Annotated in this window: 18 protein-coding genes, 1 tRNA gene and 1 pseudogene; 15 read left to right on the top strand and 5 right to left on the bottom strand. The window is 58.3% G+C overall.

The window, feature by feature from the left end:
* Positions 1-26 precede the first annotated feature (26 nt).
* Positions 27-614, bottom strand: coding sequence for a sigma-70 family RNA polymerase sigma factor (locus IT444_00100; protein MCC7191153.1), 588 nt, complete (start codon positions 612-614; stop codon positions 27-29).
* A 111-nt stretch (positions 615-725) separates the two neighbouring features.
* Between IT444_00100 and IT444_00095 the strand changes: the two genes are divergently transcribed.
* The 14 genes from IT444_00095 (at position 726) to IT444_00030 (ending at position 13,938) form a co-directional block, all read left to right on the top strand.
* Positions 726-1,277 (top strand): isochorismatase family protein, encoded by a 552-nt coding sequence (locus IT444_00095; protein ID MCC7191152.1) that lies wholly within the window; start codon positions 726-728, stop codon positions 1,275-1,277.
* 157 nt (positions 1,278-1,434) lie between these two features.
* Entirely contained in the window at positions 1,435-1,632 is a 198-nt protein-coding gene (locus IT444_00090) for a hypothetical protein (GenBank protein ID MCC7191151.1), read from the top strand.
* 131 nt (positions 1,633-1,763) lie between these two features.
* Positions 1,764-2,237, top strand: coding sequence for a beta-hydroxyacyl-ACP dehydratase (locus tag IT444_00085; protein MCC7191150.1), 474 nt, complete (start codon positions 1,764-1,766; stop codon positions 2,235-2,237).
* Positions 2,238-2,453: 216 nt separating this feature from the next.
* Positions 2,454-3,020, top strand: coding sequence for an NADH-quinone oxidoreductase subunit J (locus IT444_00080; GenBank protein MCC7191149.1), 567 nt, complete (start codon positions 2,454-2,456; stop codon positions 3,018-3,020).
* A gap of 63 nt (positions 3,021-3,083) precedes the next feature.
* Positions 3,084-3,434: an NADH-quinone oxidoreductase subunit NuoK gene (nuoK, locus tag IT444_00075; protein ID MCC7191148.1), complete on the top strand. Its 351-nt coding sequence runs from the start codon at positions 3,084-3,086 to the stop codon at positions 3,432-3,434.
* A gap of 101 nt (positions 3,435-3,535) precedes the next feature.
* Positions 3,536-5,680: an NADH-quinone oxidoreductase subunit L gene (gene nuoL, locus IT444_00070; protein ID MCC7191147.1), complete on the top strand. Its 2,145-nt coding sequence runs from the start codon at positions 3,536-3,538 to the stop codon at positions 5,678-5,680.
* 168 nt (positions 5,681-5,848) lie between these two features.
* Complete coding sequence (locus IT444_00065; protein ID MCC7191146.1) at positions 5,849-7,414, top strand: NADH-quinone oxidoreductase subunit M; 1,566 nt, start codon at positions 5,849-5,851, stop codon at positions 7,412-7,414.
* A gap of 86 nt (positions 7,415-7,500) precedes the next feature.
* Entirely contained in the window at positions 7,501-9,156 is a 1,656-nt protein-coding gene (locus tag IT444_00060; GenBank protein MCC7191145.1) for an NADH-quinone oxidoreductase subunit N, read from the top strand.
* A gap of 20 nt (positions 9,157-9,176) precedes the next feature.
* Positions 9,177-9,632, top strand: a complete 456-nt coding sequence (locus IT444_00055; protein MCC7191144.1) for a hypothetical protein — start codon at positions 9,177-9,179, stop codon at positions 9,630-9,632.
* 62 nt (positions 9,633-9,694) lie between these two features.
* A complete protein-coding gene (locus IT444_00050) occupies positions 9,695-10,696 on the top strand; it encodes a Gfo/Idh/MocA family oxidoreductase (GenBank protein MCC7191143.1) in 1,002 nt (333 codons plus the stop codon).
* Positions 10,697-10,745: 49 nt separating this feature from the next.
* Complete coding sequence (locus tag IT444_00045) at positions 10,746-11,543, top strand: sugar phosphate isomerase/epimerase (protein ID MCC7191142.1); 798 nt, start codon at positions 10,746-10,748, stop codon at positions 11,541-11,543.
* 111 nt (positions 11,544-11,654) lie between these two features.
* Positions 11,655-12,041 (top strand): regulator, encoded by a 387-nt coding sequence (locus tag IT444_00040; GenBank protein ID MCC7191141.1) that lies wholly within the window; start codon positions 11,655-11,657, stop codon positions 12,039-12,041.
* 174 nt (positions 12,042-12,215) lie between these two features.
* Positions 12,216-12,587 carry a hypothetical protein gene (locus IT444_00035; protein MCC7191140.1) on the top strand — a complete coding sequence of 124 codons (372 nt, stop codon included), beginning with the start codon at positions 12,216-12,218 and terminating at the stop codon, positions 12,585-12,587.
* Positions 12,588-12,738: 151 nt separating this feature from the next.
* Positions 12,739-13,938 carry a Gfo/Idh/MocA family oxidoreductase gene (locus tag IT444_00030; protein ID MCC7191139.1) on the top strand — a complete coding sequence of 400 codons (1,200 nt, stop codon included), beginning with the start codon at positions 12,739-12,741 and terminating at the stop codon, positions 13,936-13,938.
* A 20-nt stretch (positions 13,939-13,958) separates the two neighbouring features.
* Here IT444_00030 and IT444_00025 read toward each other — a convergent pair whose 3' ends face one another.
* The gene (locus tag IT444_00025) at positions 13,959-14,954 is read right to left on the bottom strand and encodes an amidohydrolase family protein (protein MCC7191138.1); all 996 of its coding nucleotides are present in this window, start codon (positions 14,952-14,954) and stop codon (positions 13,959-13,961) included.
* 364 nt (positions 14,955-15,318) lie between these two features.
* Between IT444_00025 and IT444_00020 the strand changes: the two genes are divergently transcribed.
* A tRNA-Asp gene (locus tag IT444_00020) sits at positions 15,319-15,392 on the top strand.
* A gap of 224 nt (positions 15,393-15,616) precedes the next feature.
* On the opposite strand, the pseudogene IT444_00015 reads toward IT444_00020, so the two are convergent.
* From IT444_00015 to IT444_00005, 3 genes and pseudogenes are all read right to left on the bottom strand, one after another.
* Positions 15,617-16,645: pseudogene (locus tag IT444_00015) on the bottom strand (site-specific integrase).
* Positions 16,645-16,833 (bottom strand): helix-turn-helix domain-containing protein, encoded by a 189-nt coding sequence (locus IT444_00010; GenBank protein MCC7191137.1) that lies wholly within the window; start codon positions 16,831-16,833, stop codon positions 16,645-16,647. Before IT444_00010 ends, IT444_00015 begins: the two are co-directional and overlap by 1 nt.
* A 3-nt stretch (positions 16,834-16,836) precedes the next feature.
* The coding region (locus tag IT444_00005) for a hypothetical protein (protein ID MCC7191136.1) at positions 16,837-17,083 on the bottom strand (247 nt) is incomplete at its 5' end.

Raw genomic sequence — 17,083 nt, 5'->3', positions numbered from 1 at the left:
GACATCCTGCATCTCGAATCGTAGCCTCAGTCACGCTTGAGCGATTGGCGAAGGCGTGCGACCGCGCGGGCGAGCGTCGGGCCGATGCTGTTCTGCGGGATACCGGTCAAGGCGGAGATCTCGCGGTACTTTTTCCTCTGAAGAAAAAACAGGTTCACGAGGGTGCGCTCGCGTGCGGTCAGCTCACCCATGGCCCTGGCCAGTTCGCCAGGCTCCAGATCCGCTTCCGTGGAGGCGGCGGCAGGCTGGGTGACCGCGTGGCCTTCATTCAGAGCGATCGTCGCGTTTTGCCTTTTTCGCATCAGGTCGATGCTGCGGTTACGCACCAGCACCTGGAGCGTTTGCACAAAATTTCCCCGCTCAATGCACTGACGGACAAGGCGGAGATCGTTTTCCAGCAGGTTTTTCCAGACGTCGGCGACGGCATCCTCAAAGTCCTGGCCATCCGTCCGCACGCCATAGGATGCGAATGTCCGCCGAGACATCGCCAGCAGAAAACCGGTATAGCCCTCCACCAACTCGCGCCAAGCGGCGGCGTCGTGATCGAGCAGACGACGGAGCAATTCGTCGGTGTTCGTGGGCAGGCCGTTCACACGAAGATTCTGGCGTCTCAATCACCGATTGTCGATTGTCCACTACGTCCCTTGTCGGTTACACACATCGTGTCCCGAATTTTTCACCAGTGATCAGATTTATCACAACTCTTAGTTTTGTAGAATCCAGCCATGCCTCCCACACGTTTTCGACTGGAGTCCGCCGCCTTGCTGGTGGTGGATATGCAGGAAAAACTCGTTCCGCACATGCACAACGCCCAGTCGCTGGTTCCGCAGGTCGCGCGGCTGCTCGATGGCGCCAACGCGATCAACCTGCCGATGCTGGTGACCGAGCACTACCGCAAAGGTCTGGGCGTCACGCTGCCTGAACTTCAGCCCCGCATCGCACGAGCTTTGTGTAATCAAGACAAGGTGCTGTTCTCCGCCTGCGTTGATCCCGTGCTTGAGGAACTGCGGCGCGGTAAGTTCACCAGTGTTATCGTCTGCGGCGTAGAAGCCCATGTCTGCGTGCTGCAAACCTGCCTCGATCTTCTGGAGCACGGCTACAACGTCGCGCTGACGACCGATGCGATCGGTTCCCGCCGGCCATTCGACATGGAAATGGGGATTGAGCGGCTGATTCAAGCGGGCGTCGCGCCTACGACGGTCGAGTCGATGCTTTTTGAGCTGGTGCGAGAAGCAGGCACGCCGCTGTTCAAAGCCATGTTGAATGTGGTGAAATGACCGGCAGAGTCGCGGAGCGGGGATGATCGAGCCGGAGGTGGGGAGCGGGTGCGTGATTTCCGGCTGATTTTTTATTTTGTTTCATGCTTTCGCCGTGTGCGGCCGTCGGTTAGGCTATTTCCCGGCACCGTACCCTTGGATAGAAAGGAGTTCTGCCATGTTGGAAGCCTATGAACGGCTTAAGAGCCTGGTGGCGTCGGCGGAAGATGACGTGCGCAAGGCGGCGGGGGGCAACAAGGCGGCCGGCACACGTGTGCGCAAGCTGATGCAGGAGATCAAAAACGCCGCGCAGGATGTGCGGGTCAAAGTCCTCGAAACCCGTGAAAGCGGCGAGGGTGACCCCGGCGGCGAATAACTTCAGCCACCGGCACAGCCACAAATGGATCCCCGTGCAACCAGGGAACGGCGTTCCCGGCTTGTAGTCGGTAGTCATTCACCCGTTTTACTGTCGCTCAACGCTTGGCGCGAGCCTCTTTGTGAGTACTTATGGTTCCACCGCTTCTTTTTGACATCTCTCAGATCAACCTGGACCACGTACAGTTCGGCGTGGATGAAATCGAAAAAACCAACCCGCACCGCGGACACATGCGGATGATCGACGGCATCAACTACATGTCGGACGATCTGGAGCGTATCGTTGCCTTCAAAGATGTTCGTGCTGATGAGTTCTGGGTACCCGGACACATCCCCGGACGGCCGCTGTTTCCGGGTGTGCTGATGATCGAGGCGGCGGCGCAAGTGGCGAGCTTCGTGGCGATCAAGCGGCTGCCGGGTACGGCCTTCGTCGGCTTTGCCGGGGTGGAGGAGGTGAAGTTCCGCGGTCAGGTCGTCCCCGGTGATCGGCTGGTGTTGCTGGGGGTTGGAATAGATCTTCGACCTCGCCGCATCATCTGCCAGGCGCAGGGACTCCTCCGGGGTACGATCGTGTTTGAGGCAAAGATCATCGGAATGCCGTTTTAGCGGTCGCTCCTGATTCAGGGTATCCGTAACCAGGGTGTTTCCGTGTGCCGATGCGTCGTAAACGAAGGCACTACACGAGGCGGGGCTTCTTGCGATATGCGGACAGTGAATCGCAATTACCTCCGTGTGAGGGGTGGTGGGGTTTGACCGCGTTTCACCACGCCGTTATTCTTCCGCCCTGATCCGGTATCTCGTTTTTTTCAAGGGTTTTTGCTCTTGCTCTTCCTTGCGCAACAGACTGCTTCCGCGGCGCAGTCGCCGATCGCTCCGCTACTTTTCATCGCGTTGGCTGCTTTGACGGTGGTCAGCGCGTGGGCCATCGTTTTGTCGCAGAACATCGTGCGCATGGCGGTTTACCTGCTGCTGACGCTCATGGGTGCAGCGGGCTTCTATTTCATGCTCAGTGCGGAGTTTCTGGCGGCAATTCAGCTCATCGTTTATGCGGGCGGCACACTGATTTTGATCATCTTCGGCGTCATGCTCACGAGTAAAGACCCGTTCCTTCAGCTTAAAGCCGCAGTCTGGGAGCGGGTCGCCGGTACGTTTGTCGGCCTGATACTCGCGGGACTGCTTCTGCTGGCATTGGTGCATAACACCCTGCCCGGCGGGGGGGCGTCACTGGGTGATGTTGAGCCGCACGCGGGGTTTGCCCAGCATGACACCGTGGCCGCGATCGGCCGTGGACTGCTGACTGAGTATGTCGTTCCTTTTGAAGTCGCCGGCGTGCTGCTGCTGGTCGTGATGATCGGTGCGGCATACATGGCACGGAAAAGGGTCAAATAGCCAACAGACTGCGGGGCCAGGAAGCCCTGACAGACGTTGCAAGACCGCCTTCGAGCCGCCTCCATGACGCATCCCATTGCACAAATCGGTCTCATGCACTTTCTCATCGTGTCGTTTCTGCTCTTTGGGGCGGGAGTCGCCACGATCCTGACCAAACGTAACGCGATCGGCATCCTGATCGGTGTGGAACTGGTGCTTAACGCGGCGGCGATCAACTTCGTGGCGTTTAACCGGTTCGGCTGGTCGGGGACCGGCGGCGAACATGCGACGCCTTTGATCCACGGTCAGATGTTTTCGATCTTCATCATCGTCCTGGCCGCCGCAGAAGCTGCGGTGGCGCTGGCGATTTTTCTGAATTATTACAACACCTTCAGCTCCATCGACGTTGAGGCGGCGGATGAGATGAAGGGATAAGAAAATGGCTTGGCGAAACAGGACCACGTACCGAGCGGTGAAGATCAAGGACGTTTGATGATGTCCGGCCTCAGGCCCCGAACCTTGCTCCCGTAAAAAGCATGACCCCCACACAGTTGTCCATCCGAAACCTGCTCCTCATCGCGACCTTCGCGCCGCTGGTGAGCTCGATGATCGTCATCCTGCTCACGCGGCGGGTGCTTTATAAGGCTGCGGGATGGCTGACCTTCGTCGTCATGGGCGGGGCGTTTGCCTGTGCCGCCTACGCTGCGATTCAGTGGATCGGGCTGCCGGTGGCGGATCGTTTGCCCATCGTGACCGATGTGCCGTGGATTCCGCTGGCGGGGAATACCGCAGCGGGTGAGGCACGCTGGCTCTATCTGGGAATCATGGTTGACGGCCTGACCATCGTGATGATGACGATGGTCACGTTCATCGCCATGCTCGTGCATCTCTACTCGATCGGCTATATGGAAGGAGACAAGCGGTACAACCGCTTCTTTGCCTACCTGTCGCTCTTTACCTTCAGCATGCTCGGCATCGTGATCGCCAACTCGATCATAATGCTCTTTGTTTTCTGGGAACTCGTCGGTCTGACGAGCTACCTGCTCATCGGTTTCTGGTTTGAGAAACGCGGCCCGCAACTGGCGTGCAAAAAAGCCTTCGTCATGAACCGCGTCGGTGACATGGGCTATCTCATCGGGTTCGGCATCCTTTTCTATCATCTGGGAGCCAACGTCCTCCTGCCCGCCACGGCTCAGGATGGAAATATGTTCGCTGCAGTGGTGCGGCGACTGCACGAGCTGGACCCGAATTTCTCGATTCTCAACCCACCGATCTGGCTCACCGCGGCGGGAATCGGGATTTTCTTCGGAGCCATCGGCAAGTCGGCGCAGTTCCCCCTGCACACCTGGCTGCCCGACGCAATGGAAGGGCCTACGCCTGTCTCCTCAATCGTTCACAGCGCGACGATGGTCGCTGCCGGCGTCTATCTGACAGCCCGGATCTACCCCATCCTCACGCCTGGAGCACACCTTTTCGTCGCGACCGTCGGCCTCATCACGCTGGTTATCGCGGCGTGTATGGCTCTGGTGATGACCGACATCAAGCGCGTCCTGGCGTACTCCACCATCTCGCAGCTTGGCTACATGATTCTGGGGCTAGGCGTCGGTTCGTGGACTTTTGCTCTCTATCACCTGATCACCCACGCCTTTTTCAAGTGCTGCCTCTTCCAGTGCTCCGGCAGCGTCATCCACGCAGCGCACCATCAGCAGGACATGCGGTACTACGGCGGGCTGGGCAAAAAAATGCCCATCACCATGACCTGTTACTTCATCTGCACGCTCGCCATCTCCGGGGCTTCGATCCCGATGACGGATTGGGGTATCAGCGGTTTTTACTCCAAGGATGGCATCCTCGCGGGTGCGGTGAACCACGGTGACGCGCTGGGTGTCCTGCTGGGGCCGTTGGCCAAACTCTATTTCTGGCTCCCGATGGGCGTGGCGTTCCTCACCGTCTTTTACATGACGCGCAGCTTCGCTCTGACCTTCCTGGGCAAGCCGCGCGATCAGCACCTGTACGACCACGCCCACGAAGCACCGTGGCAGATGGTCCTACCGCAAATCGCGCTGGCGATCCTGGCGATCGCTTCCGCGCCGTTCATCATGCCGTTCTGGCAAAACCTCATCAACGAATCTCGCTCTCTGATGTGGGATTCGGGTGTTCACTGGGTCCAACCGGGCGTTGATCATGAGATGGGGCACGGCATCCATTACGTTCACAAGTGGCTGGGCTACGGCGTGGGCTGGATCGCCATGCTCGTGCTGGGCATCGCCATCTACGCACCGGGGCTGAAGACCGCCTCCCGGATCGTCCGCATCCCCGGCATCGGCGTCATTCACAACTGGTTAGTCAACAAGCTTTATTTCGATGCGTTCTACGACGTGTTCCTCGTCCACGCAGGCAAGACCGTGGCGTATATCTGCTCGTGGGTGGACAAGACGATCGTCGATGGCCTGGTAAATCTCGCCGGCTGGGTGACGCGGGCCTTCGCGGTTGTCTCCGGCGGGGTGGATAACAAACTCGTCGATGGTGCGGTTAACGGTGCAGCTCTGGCGGTGCAAAACGGCGGCAACGTCCTCCGTGCGACTCAACCCGGCCGCATCCGCGTCTATGTTCTGGTTTTCTTCCTCAGTGCCACCCTCGTCACCCTCGCGGTGCTGGCGGTGGTTCTGTCATTACGGTGATCGTCGATCGCATTACAGCGACCCAGAGAACAAACAACGAAAGGGACAGCCAGAGAGAACCATGAACGACACGATGCAAGGGACTGAAATCCGGACGGATGTTTCATACCCTCTGTCGTAGCGACAACTCAAAGGCAACCCTTCCCGAATAGCCCCTTAGGAATCGTCATGAACACGCTGCTTAACTGGATGATCTTCGTCCCCTCGATCGGGGCACTGCTCTGCCTCCTCAGCCCCAGGCAGACATCGAAGATGGTGGCACTGGTCACCTCGCTGGTGACGCTGGTGATGTCGATATACATCGCCGTCGGTTACTACGGCAGCGGCTTTCAGGGTGTGCAGTACGTCACCGCCGTCTCGTGGATCGACATGATCAACGCGCAATACCGCACCGGGGTGGACGGCCTGTCACTCCCGCTGGTGCTGCTGACGACTTCACTTTCGGTTCTCGTGGTGCTGGCGAGCTGGAACATCGAAAAAGCCACGCAGTCCTTCATGGCTCTTTATCTCTTCCTGCTCACAGGCATGCTAGGCGTGTTCCTTTCACTGGACATGTTCCTTTTTTACGTGTTCTTTGAGGTCTCGCTGCTGCCGATGTATTTTCTCATCGGCATCTGGGGTGGGCCGCGGAAAGAGTACGCCGCGATCAAGTTTTTTCTCTACACACTCGCCGGTTCGATCTGTCTGCTGGTCGTGATGCTCGGCCTTTACTTCTACACGGGTGAAGCCACCGCTGACCATCAAAACACCTGGGACATGATGGTCATCCAGGGTGAAAGCGTGCGGGCACTCTTTGCTCACGGCGGCCCGCACTGGCAGTTTGCTCAATGGGCGTTCTGGCTGACACTCATCGCCTTCCTCATCAAGCTGCCAGGCGTGCCGTTCCATACCTGGCTGCCCGACGCCCACGTCGAAGCTCCGACACCCATTTCCATGATCCTCGCCGGTGTGCTGCTGAAGATGGGCGGTTACGCCCTGATGCGGATCACCTATCCGTACTTCCCCGATGCCGCCAAACTTTTCTGGGTGTTCGTCGCAGTGCTTGCGGTCATCGCCATCATCTACGGTGCGTTTTGTGCAATGGCGCAGAGCGACTGGAAAAAGCTCGTCGCTTATTCCTCGGTCAGCCATATGGGTTATGTCACACTCGGCCTTGCGGTGATGACTCGCGTCGGCTTCGACGGTGCGTACTTCCAAATGATCGCGCACGGCATCACCAGTGCGATGATGTTCTTCCTCGTCGGCGTCGTCTATGAACGTGCCCACCACCGCGAAATCAACCGCTTCGGCGGGATCTGGCTCAAGTTCCCCGGCTTCGGCGGCTGGTCGCTCGTCGGCTTCTTTGCCGGCATGGGCCTGCCGAGTCTCTGCGGCTTTATCGGTGAGATCATGGTTCTGCTGGGTACGTTCCGTGCTGCGGGTAACGGCGAGCTTGCCGGTGCTCTGGGTGCGCAGGACGCCGCAGCCGTCACCTCGTGGGCTTACACCCTGGGCATCATCGCTGCCTTCGGCGTCGTGCTCACCGCCGGTTACATCCTCTGGATGTTCCAGCGCGTTTACATGGGAACGGAAAAGCCCGAATACTCGCACTACGACAAGATCACCGGCCGCGAATACTTCATCATGGCGACCCTGGGCATTGCCGCGTTTGTCTTCGGTATCCTGCCTTACCTGGTCTTTGAGATGACCCGGCCGACCTTTGATTCCATCATGACGATTTTGACCATGCGGTGATGCGAGCGTGAATGTTCGGTTCGCCGCGACAGGCGACCGCTGATCGAACGGTACGGTTGAACACGTAAACGAGAACGGCAAAACACGTGAATCCTGATCTGACACCAGTCCGAGCCGCGCTGCCTTACATCATGCCTGAAATATGGCTGGTCATCGGCATGTGCGCCGTGATCCTTGTGCCCTTCATCAAACGCAAAAGCATCGTCCTGCCGACACTGGCGGCACTGACCTCGCTTTTCCTGGCGCTGATCTTCACCGGCCTGAGCATGTCCGGGCCGGCGGCGTCCGGACGGGCGATCCTCGGCACCGCGACTTCAGGCATGCTGGCGATCGACCCCTTCAGCCAGTTCTTCAAGATTCTCCTGATTCTTTTTACCATCCTCATCATCGTTCAATGGCTCGTCGCCACACGCCATGAAACCGCCGTCGCCGACTCCCCCGACCTACTCTGTCTCCTCCTGGGGGCGACGACAGGCATGGCCCTGATGGCGTCCGCGAATAACCTGCTGGCAATCTTCATCGCCACCGAAGCCGCCTCCTTTCCCAGCTACGCACTGGCGGGCTTCCGCAAGAAAAACCGCAAGGGGTCTGAAGGTTCTCTCAAGTACGTCATCTTCGGATCGGCAGCCAGCGCGATCATGGTGTATGGCATGTCGCTGATCTACGGCGTGACAGGCTCACTCGATCTGCCGACCATCGCTTCCCGCACGACCGAATTGAGCCTCCAGATGTCACCGGACGGCTCAGCGGGTCATGCGATACCGCCATTGCTGGCGGTGGGCGTGCTGGCGCTATTTGCCGGCTTTGCCTTTAAGCTCTCCGCCGTACCGCTGCACTTCTGGTGTCCTGACGTCTTTCAGGGCGCGCCGACGGAAATCACCACGTTCCTCTCGGTCGCATCGAAAGGTGCGGCCGTCTGTCTGCTGCTCCGCGTCCTCGCCCAGTTCGGCGCAGCGACACCCGATGGATCAACCCTCTACTACGGTCTGGCCGTTGGTGTGGCGATCCTCGGCGGTGTCACCGCGACGTGGGGAAATCTCGTCGCCCTCCATCAGACCAATATCAAACGTCTCCTCGCCTACAGCTCCATCGCTCATGCCGGCTACATGCTCATGGCGGGCAGCCTCGTGGTGTTCACCGCCGGTGAGCACGGCAGCTCTCAGGATCAAGTGGTCGGCGCGATTCTCTTCTACCTGCTGGTTTACCTGTTCATGAATCTCGGAGCCTTCACTGCGGCGGCGGTGATCGCACGTCATACCGGCGGCAACGAAGACATCCGCGAATATGCCGGCATGATTCGTCGCTCGCCCATCCTCGTGGTGTTCATGACGATTTTCATGTTGTCTCTGTTCGGCATGCCCGCGCTCGGCGGGTTCATGGGCAAGATTTATCTGGCCACCTCTATGAAAGCGGCCGGCTCCGCGGGGCTGGTGCTCATCGCCGTTCTCCTGATCAACACACTGCTGAGCCTCTACTTTTATCTCCGGCCGGTCTATTACATGGCCTTTGTTCCTGATCGTGAAAACCGTCCGGCATTCCTGCCCGGACTCGGCGGCGTGCTGGTGATGACCGTCTGCGCGGCAGCGGTGTTCTGGACCGGCATCCTCCCCGGTGCCCCCGGCCAGATGGCGCGTGAGCAGGCGGTGATCTACCGAGCACCCTTGCATCAACCGCATGCTTCCGTGCCGACCGTACCTGAGTCCGCTGCGTCATCGACGACATCGGTTGCCGCGAGCCGGTGAATTGGAATAGTTGCACGACCATGAATAACCCCGCGCTTGCCGATGAGTTGAATCTCCTGCTGGCGACCGAGACGCGCAGTCTGTTTCGCCATCTCGACGAAGCCAAACCCTACCTTACGGCTCGGAGCTTTCCCGCATGGCGTGAAATCACAGCCATGAGTCATACTTCCAGCGAGCATGGCGAGCGGATCGTGGAAATTCTCAATCGGCTTGAGCTGCCTCAGAAGCCGATCTCATTCCAGCCGGAGGTGACGAACTACCACTACTTGTCGCTGCCGTCGCTCATGCCGCTGTTGATCAACGAAAAAAGTCGGCAGGTCGCCGCGTATCAGCGGGTGGTGAGTCATTCCACGGGGATCAGTGAAATCGACGACGATCTGGCGGCGATGCTCACGGAAAATCAGGCGCAGCTTGCCAAACTCGAATCGCTGCGCGAAGTCGTCGGCCATACGGCGGCGGCAGGTTCACGCTCTTAGAATGAACGACGGCGGCTCGCCGTCTCTCCTTCCACCCTCATCCTCATGGGGAACTTTTCATCATGATTAACATCGGGTTCGTCGGTCTGGGCGGCATGGGCATGGGGCAAGTCAACGCCTTCGCAGCTACCGGAGCCTGTCGTGTGGTCGCCGGTGCCGATCCCTCTCCCGGCGCTCAGGAGGGGTTCAAGAAAAAGTTTCCCGACGCAGAGGTTTACAGCAATTACAAACAGCTCTTGCGAAACAAGAAGGTGGACGCCCTTGTCTGCGTCACGCCGACGCTCTACCACCGCGATGTCGTGATTGATGCGATGAAGTCCGGTCGGGATGTACTGACGGAAAAGCCGCTCGCCCGCTCAGTAGCGCACGGCCGACAGATGATCGAAGCAGCGCACAAGACGCGCAAGCTGCTCATGGTCGCGCACTGTCGCCGGTTCGATACCGACTGGGGTACGCTTGCCAGGATCGTGCAGGCCGGGACGATCGGCCGACCGATCCTCTGGCGTCATGCGATCGCGTCACTCTTCCGGTTCGGCGGTCCCTGGTTTCTCGATGACAAGCTCAGCGGCGGGCCTCTCTTTGACGGGGCGGTTCATAACTACGACTTTGGAAACATGATGTTCGGCGATCCCGAAAGCGTGGTCGCCCGATCCATCAAGCTGACAACGAATACAGCGATGGACACCGCGACGGCTGTCGTCCAATACAAGTCAGGCGATCAGATCATGGTCTGCTGGACCTGGGGCATCGCAAGTATCGGTTGCCATGACCTGCTCGGCCCCAAAGGTTCCATCAACTTTGGCCCCGGCGAATTCGCCAATGACAAGCTCAACACCAGCGACTTTGGCTACTACGTCACCGCTGATCCGAGCCGGGCGAAGAAAAAACTCTGGAAGTTCAAACGCACCGATATGTACGTGACGCAGGCCAGACATTTTCTGGATTGCCTCAAAGGCAAGGCCAAGTGCATTACACCCGCGACGGAGGCGATTAAAGGCATCGCCGTTGCTGAGGCGATCCTCAAGGCGGCCAGGGGTAACGGCATCGCCAAGGTGAAGTGGTAAATCGTCGGGCAGGCAGCCGCAAAGCACAGGTCCACAAAGTAGCTCAATCATGCGAAAACTCGGCGTCACTCAGTGCAGCATGTGGAACTCCAGACTCGAGGAGTTTCTTCCCGCAGCAAGTCGCGCGGGTTACGAAGTCGTCGAGGTGATGTTGCGCAAAGAGGGAGAACTTTCGTCGGCGACATCCGATGCGGATCTCGACTCGATTCGTCGTCGTGCCGACAGTCTCAACGTACATATTTTCAGCGCGGCTCTGCTGCACCTGGGAAATACTCCGTTGGACCGCGGCGCGGCACGGCTGGAGGCAGTCAAGGAAATCCGCAGCGGGCTGCGGGTGGCCGGGAAACTTGGCGCCGGCTCCGTGTTGCTGACCCTCGGCAGGCTGCGCCCCGACCTCTATTACGATGAGGCTTACGCCAACGGCGTCGCCTCGCTGCGCGAGGCTGCCCAAACCGCCCACGAGCTTGGTATCGATATCGCAGTGGAGTTTGTGTGGAACGGTTTTCTGTTTAGCCCGATGGAGATGAAGCGATTTCTGGATGATGTCGGCCATTCGCGCGTGGGCTTCTACTTCGACCCCGGCAATATGGCGGTGTTCCAGTTCCCCCAGCACTGGGTACGGATACTCGGTCGGCATACCAAGCTCGTCCATCTCAAGGACTGGAAGGGCGGGCCGCTCAATGGCAAGTGGACCGCGCTGCTCGAAGGGGAGGTCGATTTCCCCGCGGTCATGCGGGAATTGAACGCGATCGACTATCAGGGTCCATTAACCAGCGAGGTGGAGGTTGACCTCGCAACATATGAAAAGACACTGCAAGCCATGAAAAAGATTGAAGCGATGAAGTAGAACCTACCGGCAGAGGTATGCACAATAACAACGTATCTGATGAGAGATACGGAATAGTATTGAAAGATTGATACTCGGACTGATAGTAATTTAGGAAAGTGAAGGATTGCCATGTCCAAGCAACAGGTCGTGAATCCGAATCGTAAAACCGCAACCGGCGCATATTCAGATGGAATTATCGCGGGCGGGTTCCTTTATGTCAGCGGCCAGGCAGGCATTGACTTGGTAACAGGAAAGATCATTCCGGGCACGATCGAAGAGCAAACCAGAATGACACTCTCTCATATTGAGACAGTCCTCAAAGCTGGCGGCTGCACACGCGAGGACGTGATTAAATGCACCGTTCACCTCGCGGATATCAACGATTTTCAGCGGTTCAATCAGGTTTATGGCGAATTCTTCACGGGAGTACGCCCCGCGCGCACGACTGTGCAATCTGTCCTCCCGCCCAATATGAAGATAGAAATCGACGCCATCGCCAAAGTTCCTAACTCGTAAAAGTTACTACCTTCTTTCGTATGATGAGAGTACAACTACAGTAATTACCTTGATATCAAGCTGGCGTGTTACTATAGTTGAATAACTCAACGGAGGAGTTTGAGCAATACTTTTATTGTGGTAAAAACATCCTGCGACGGATAGGGTTGTCAATCACATATAAGGAATCCGGCTATGGCGCGAACGGTTAATCCTAAAACACTGTCAAAAATGATCAACGACTTGCGCAGCGAGCGGAGGCGATTGGAAGCGCGACTCGCAGCCATTGATCAGGTATTTTCTTCGCTGAATTTGGCAGCTGGCGGCGCGGCAGGCGGTCTGCGAGGTCGGCGTACACGTGGCTCGTTCAGCATGAGCGGCGAGGCGTCGGTGCTGGCTTTCATAGCCAAGCACGGCAGGCCGAATGCTGCAGAAGTTAACAAGCACTGGGCCGACGAGGGGCGCGGCGGTCGCGCTGACAATGCGCTGACCAAACTGGTGAAACAAAAGAAGCTTAAGCGAATCGAAGTTGCCGATGAACGCGGCAGCCGCTACTCGATTGCCTGATTGAGGCAGCGTTCCACAAGCGAAATGATCAACAGCCGCCGGCTTCCACGCCGGCGGTTTTTTATACGGAAAATTCCAAATATCGCGGCTGGTTCGTCACTCCGAGTCACCCGTGATATCTTGTCCATACCACCACACTCAGGAGACACACATGGCGGGTCAACAGATCAATGTCGCACTCATCGGCTCGAAGTTCATGGGTCGGACACACTCCAACGCATATTTGAAGGTGGCGAAGTTCTTCGACCTGCCAGTGGAGCCGGTGATGCACACGATCGCGGCGCGAGATGCAGCGGACTTGGCGAAATTTGCGCCGCGCTGGGGTTGGAAGCATTACACGACGGACTGGCGCGAGGTAGTGACCAATCCGGATATCACGCTCGTGGATGTCAGCACGCCTAACTATGTCCACCGCGATCAGGCGATTGCGGCACTTGAAGCTGGCAAACATGTTGCCTGCGAAAAGCCGCTGGCGGGCACGCTCGACGACGCCCGTGAGATGGTGAATGCCGCCAAACGCGCTAAAAAGTCACTCACCTTCGTCTGGTACAACTACCGGCGTGTGCCTGCCGTCGCGCTGGCGCATCAACTCGTCAAGGAAGGGCGTCTCGGAAAAATCTATCACGTCCGCGCCGCGTATCTCCAGGACTGGGGTGGTCCCGGCACGCCTCTGCTCTGGCGTTTCCAGGGAAATCTGGCCGGCTCCGGTGCGCACGGCGACCTCAACGCCCACATCATCGACATGGCTCGATTCATCACCGGCGATGAGATCAGTGAAGTCGTCGGTGCGATTGAAGAGACATTCATCAAGGAACGCGACATCATCGAAAACCCCTCAGCGGGCGGTGAAATCTCCGGCAAAGGCGCACGCAAGGGCGGCAAAAAGGGCAAATCCACCGTGGATGACGCTGTGCTTTTCCTTGCTCGCTTCAAGGGTGGTGCCGTCGCCAGCTTTGAGGCGACTCGACTTTCCACCGGCGACAAGAACGGCAACCGCATTGAAATCCACGGCGAGAAAGGCGCGATTAAATTCCACTTCCCCCGCATGAATGAGCTGGAATTCTACGACGCCACCGCCGAACCCAAACTTCAAGGCTGGACCTCGATCAACGTGACCAGCGGCGGGAGCGGACATCCCTATGCCTCTGCGTGGTGGCCGGACGCGCACATCATCGGTTACGAGCACGGGTTCATTAACCAGGCCGCCGACATGTTCAATGTCATCGCCGGGAAAAAGCCGGTCGTGCCGCTGCCCGATTTCGCCGACGCCTACGAAACCCAGAAAGTCCTGCACGCCGCGATCGTCTCCGCACGCGAACGCACGCCGGTCAAACTGAGCCAGATCAAGTGATTTCCCCGGAGCGGCCCGCCTCAACGTGGCGTGTCTCCGCGACTATCACGGGTGCCGCTGCCAGCCTTACCACTCGGCAGCAGCAGCACCTTTGCTGCGCGCCGGAAGTAGTCGTCATCAAATCCCATGCTTCGTTTAATCGCCACGTCACGGCGGAGCCAGTTGCGGTCACGCAGAAATCCGTACGCCTTCCGCCAGCCGATTCGCGTGGGGGATGGCAGCACGATGACCGGCCAATCGCTGCCATGGACGAGTTTCGCACGGATTTCCGGATCGGACAGGACATAATCGAATGCGTGCCAGCGCATCGGCAGGTTCAGGGCACTGGTATCACCATAAAAATGCTCGTATTCCCTGGTCATGCGGACAAAGTCGGCGATGTACGTAGGCTCGAACGGCTTGGCGCGCGTCCCGCAATGCGCCGCAATGACTTTCACGCCGCGCTTCAGCGCGGGTTCCAGAAGAACCGGGCTGGCGACCGTCTTGTCGATGTTTGGCAGGCATTGCTCGCCGCCGGTGTGCGAAAGCAGCGGCAGGCCGAAATGTGCCAACGCCTCATACAGCGGCAGGCATCGTGCATCGGCCGGATTGAAACCCTGGACGATCGGCAGCCACTTACACAGTACCGCACCAGTCTTGACGCATCGCTCAACCTCCGCGGGCGCGTCCTTGCGATAGGGGTGTATCGACGCTCCAAACAGGAGCTTGGGATGGCTCGTCGCCAGTTCTGCGACGTAATCGTTGGTGACGTAAAAATGAGTGTTCGCATCATCGATCTTGCCCGTATCCGTGTGAACCGCATCGAACGCAAGCAGCACCACGCCATCGAGTTCCGTGGTTTCCTCAACGGTTCGGATCAGGATTCGTTCGATAGCCTGCTCGGTTTCCCGATCATCACCACGTAAACCAAAATGCCATCGCATGTAGCGAAAGGGGAGACTGCGCTGCAGCCGACTGGACATTTTTCCCCGGCCGGGAGTGTTGGCGGAAATGTGAACGTGGCAGTCGATACGCATCAATGATGATAAGTGTCACCAGCCGATGTGATTCTGCAAAGTGCAGCCTCTCGACTTTTCATCCTGAAATTCCGAGATCCGAAACCCACCGCTGGCGATGTTATCGCTCTGAAGTTGCGATGCTGCTTGCAGCGAGTGGTTTATCGCGCTGTGCCGGTCATGGCATTACTTTGTGTCAAGGATGGGGACGCCTCAGCTTTCAGCGAGAGGGCGCCTTGGATCGCACTGAGGGAGACGGTTCGACACTCCTTCCGCGGTTAAATCCGTGGCTGCGGCTCACGTTCCGGGGGTTTGACATAGCCCAGTGCGCTATTAGACTTAGTGACTCGGAATCGTGCAGCCTCGCAAGGGGTTGTACGAGGCTGGGGGCGTAGCTCAATTGGTTAGAGCACCGGACTGTCGATCCGGAGGTTGCGGGTTCGAGCCCCGTCGCCCTCGCTTGCCTGACCCTCTCGACAGGTAGCGACAGCCTGCGACAAATCACGACTTTTTCCCTGTAAATACAGGGCTTTTTCACTTTCAGCCCCACCACCAACCGCGACTAGCTGCGACAGATCACGACCACCTACGACCCCAGATTGTGAGCGCTTTTGTGAGCGCTTTTTTGACACCTCATACCTAGGCAATTTGTCCATCGCATCAGCCATCGGCAGGAGCCCCGCATCGGTGTACGTCTTGGCGGTGAGCTTAATATCGCTATGCCGCATAATCTCCATCGCCACGCGAGGAGCAACCCCACCTCGAGCCAGGTTCGTGGCCAGCGTGTGACGCAGAGCGTGCATATCGACCTTGCGGCCTTGCTCGTCATAGATCGGAATACCAGCCTCCTGCAGGTCCCGGCGAAAGGTCTCGGGCTTGGGCACACGAAACACGCGGCCTCCTGGAAGTGACGGATAGCCGCGATCCAAGAGGCCACGGAGTTCTGTCACGAGATCGTCGCGGAGAAGGATTACGGCACCCTTGCGATTCTTCGTTGTCGCTGCCCTGACGCTCATGAAGGGCTTAGGGGCATCGAGATGCACGTCACCCCACTGCAACGCCCGGAGCTCACCACGACGCAAGCCCGTTAACACGGCTGTCAGATAGACCACACTCCGACCGCCCGATACCGACAACAACCGCTCGAACTCCGCATCAGTCAACGCCCGCCGCTTGACGACTTCCCGGCCAACCGTCTGCACCTTACCGACGCATGAAAGGGGATTCGCCGCGATCCGCCCTTGCCGCCGCATCCAGTTCAGCAGCACCATAGCAGCGTCGAGGTAGTCGTTTAGCGTCTTGGCCGCCTTCGTCTGGATCGCCCGCCAGGAGACGAAGGAATCAGGCGTAACGTCCTTAGGCAACTCCCAACGACACTCAGCGATGAGCGTCTTGACCCGCACTTCGACCAGTTCGTAATACCGCTTCGCCCGATTCTTGGCCCGTAGATCGGCAATGTAATCATCGAGGTGAGCCGTCAGCGGTTTTACCGCAGCATCCCGCATTGTCTTTGGTGCGAGGATGCCCGCTGCTTCATCCATCCGCTCACGCACGAGTCCAGCAAGGCGTTGCTCAGCAATGCGCTTATCGGGAGTCCCAAGCGTGACATCCTCCAACCTTCCACCGGGCAGCTTGAACCGCCCGCGATAGTTCTCTACGGATCGTCGGAATGACGACTTACCACGGCACGGCTGATAGACGTACTGGATCATTACCGACTCCCCCGGTAGAGGCGATCGCGGTACGCTTCAAAGGACTCGACCGTGATAAAAACTTTGCCACGAACCCGCACCGGCACCAACTCACCAGCCGCTATCAACCGCTCTACCGAGCGTATGCAGATGCGCAACCACGACGCCACCTCTTTTTTTGTGTATCCCAAAAATCCGCCAAGAACCACAGCTCAACCTCCTAATGTTCGAGGCACTTTCTTTTCACGCTTCGCCTGCTGACGCTCACGCCCCAGCTTTGCCAACTCTGGCACGTTCTCCCGAATCTGTCGCAACTCCTCCTCTGGTATCTGCTCTCCCGCCACGGCCGCCAGGACCTCCAGAACCTTGGGTGAAGCCGCAAGCGTACTAATCAGCCCACGCCAAATCGGATTCTCCATGCTCGCAACAAACGCTTCCTCTGCCCCTATTTCGTTGGCT

This window comes from Phycisphaeraceae bacterium (assembly GCA_020851465.1).
Taxonomy (GTDB): domain Bacteria; phylum Planctomycetota; class Phycisphaerae; order Phycisphaerales; family Phycisphaeraceae; genus JADZCR01.
The sequence above is the reverse complement of the archived record's forward strand: the minus strand, read 5'-3'. Positions and strand labels throughout refer to the sequence as shown.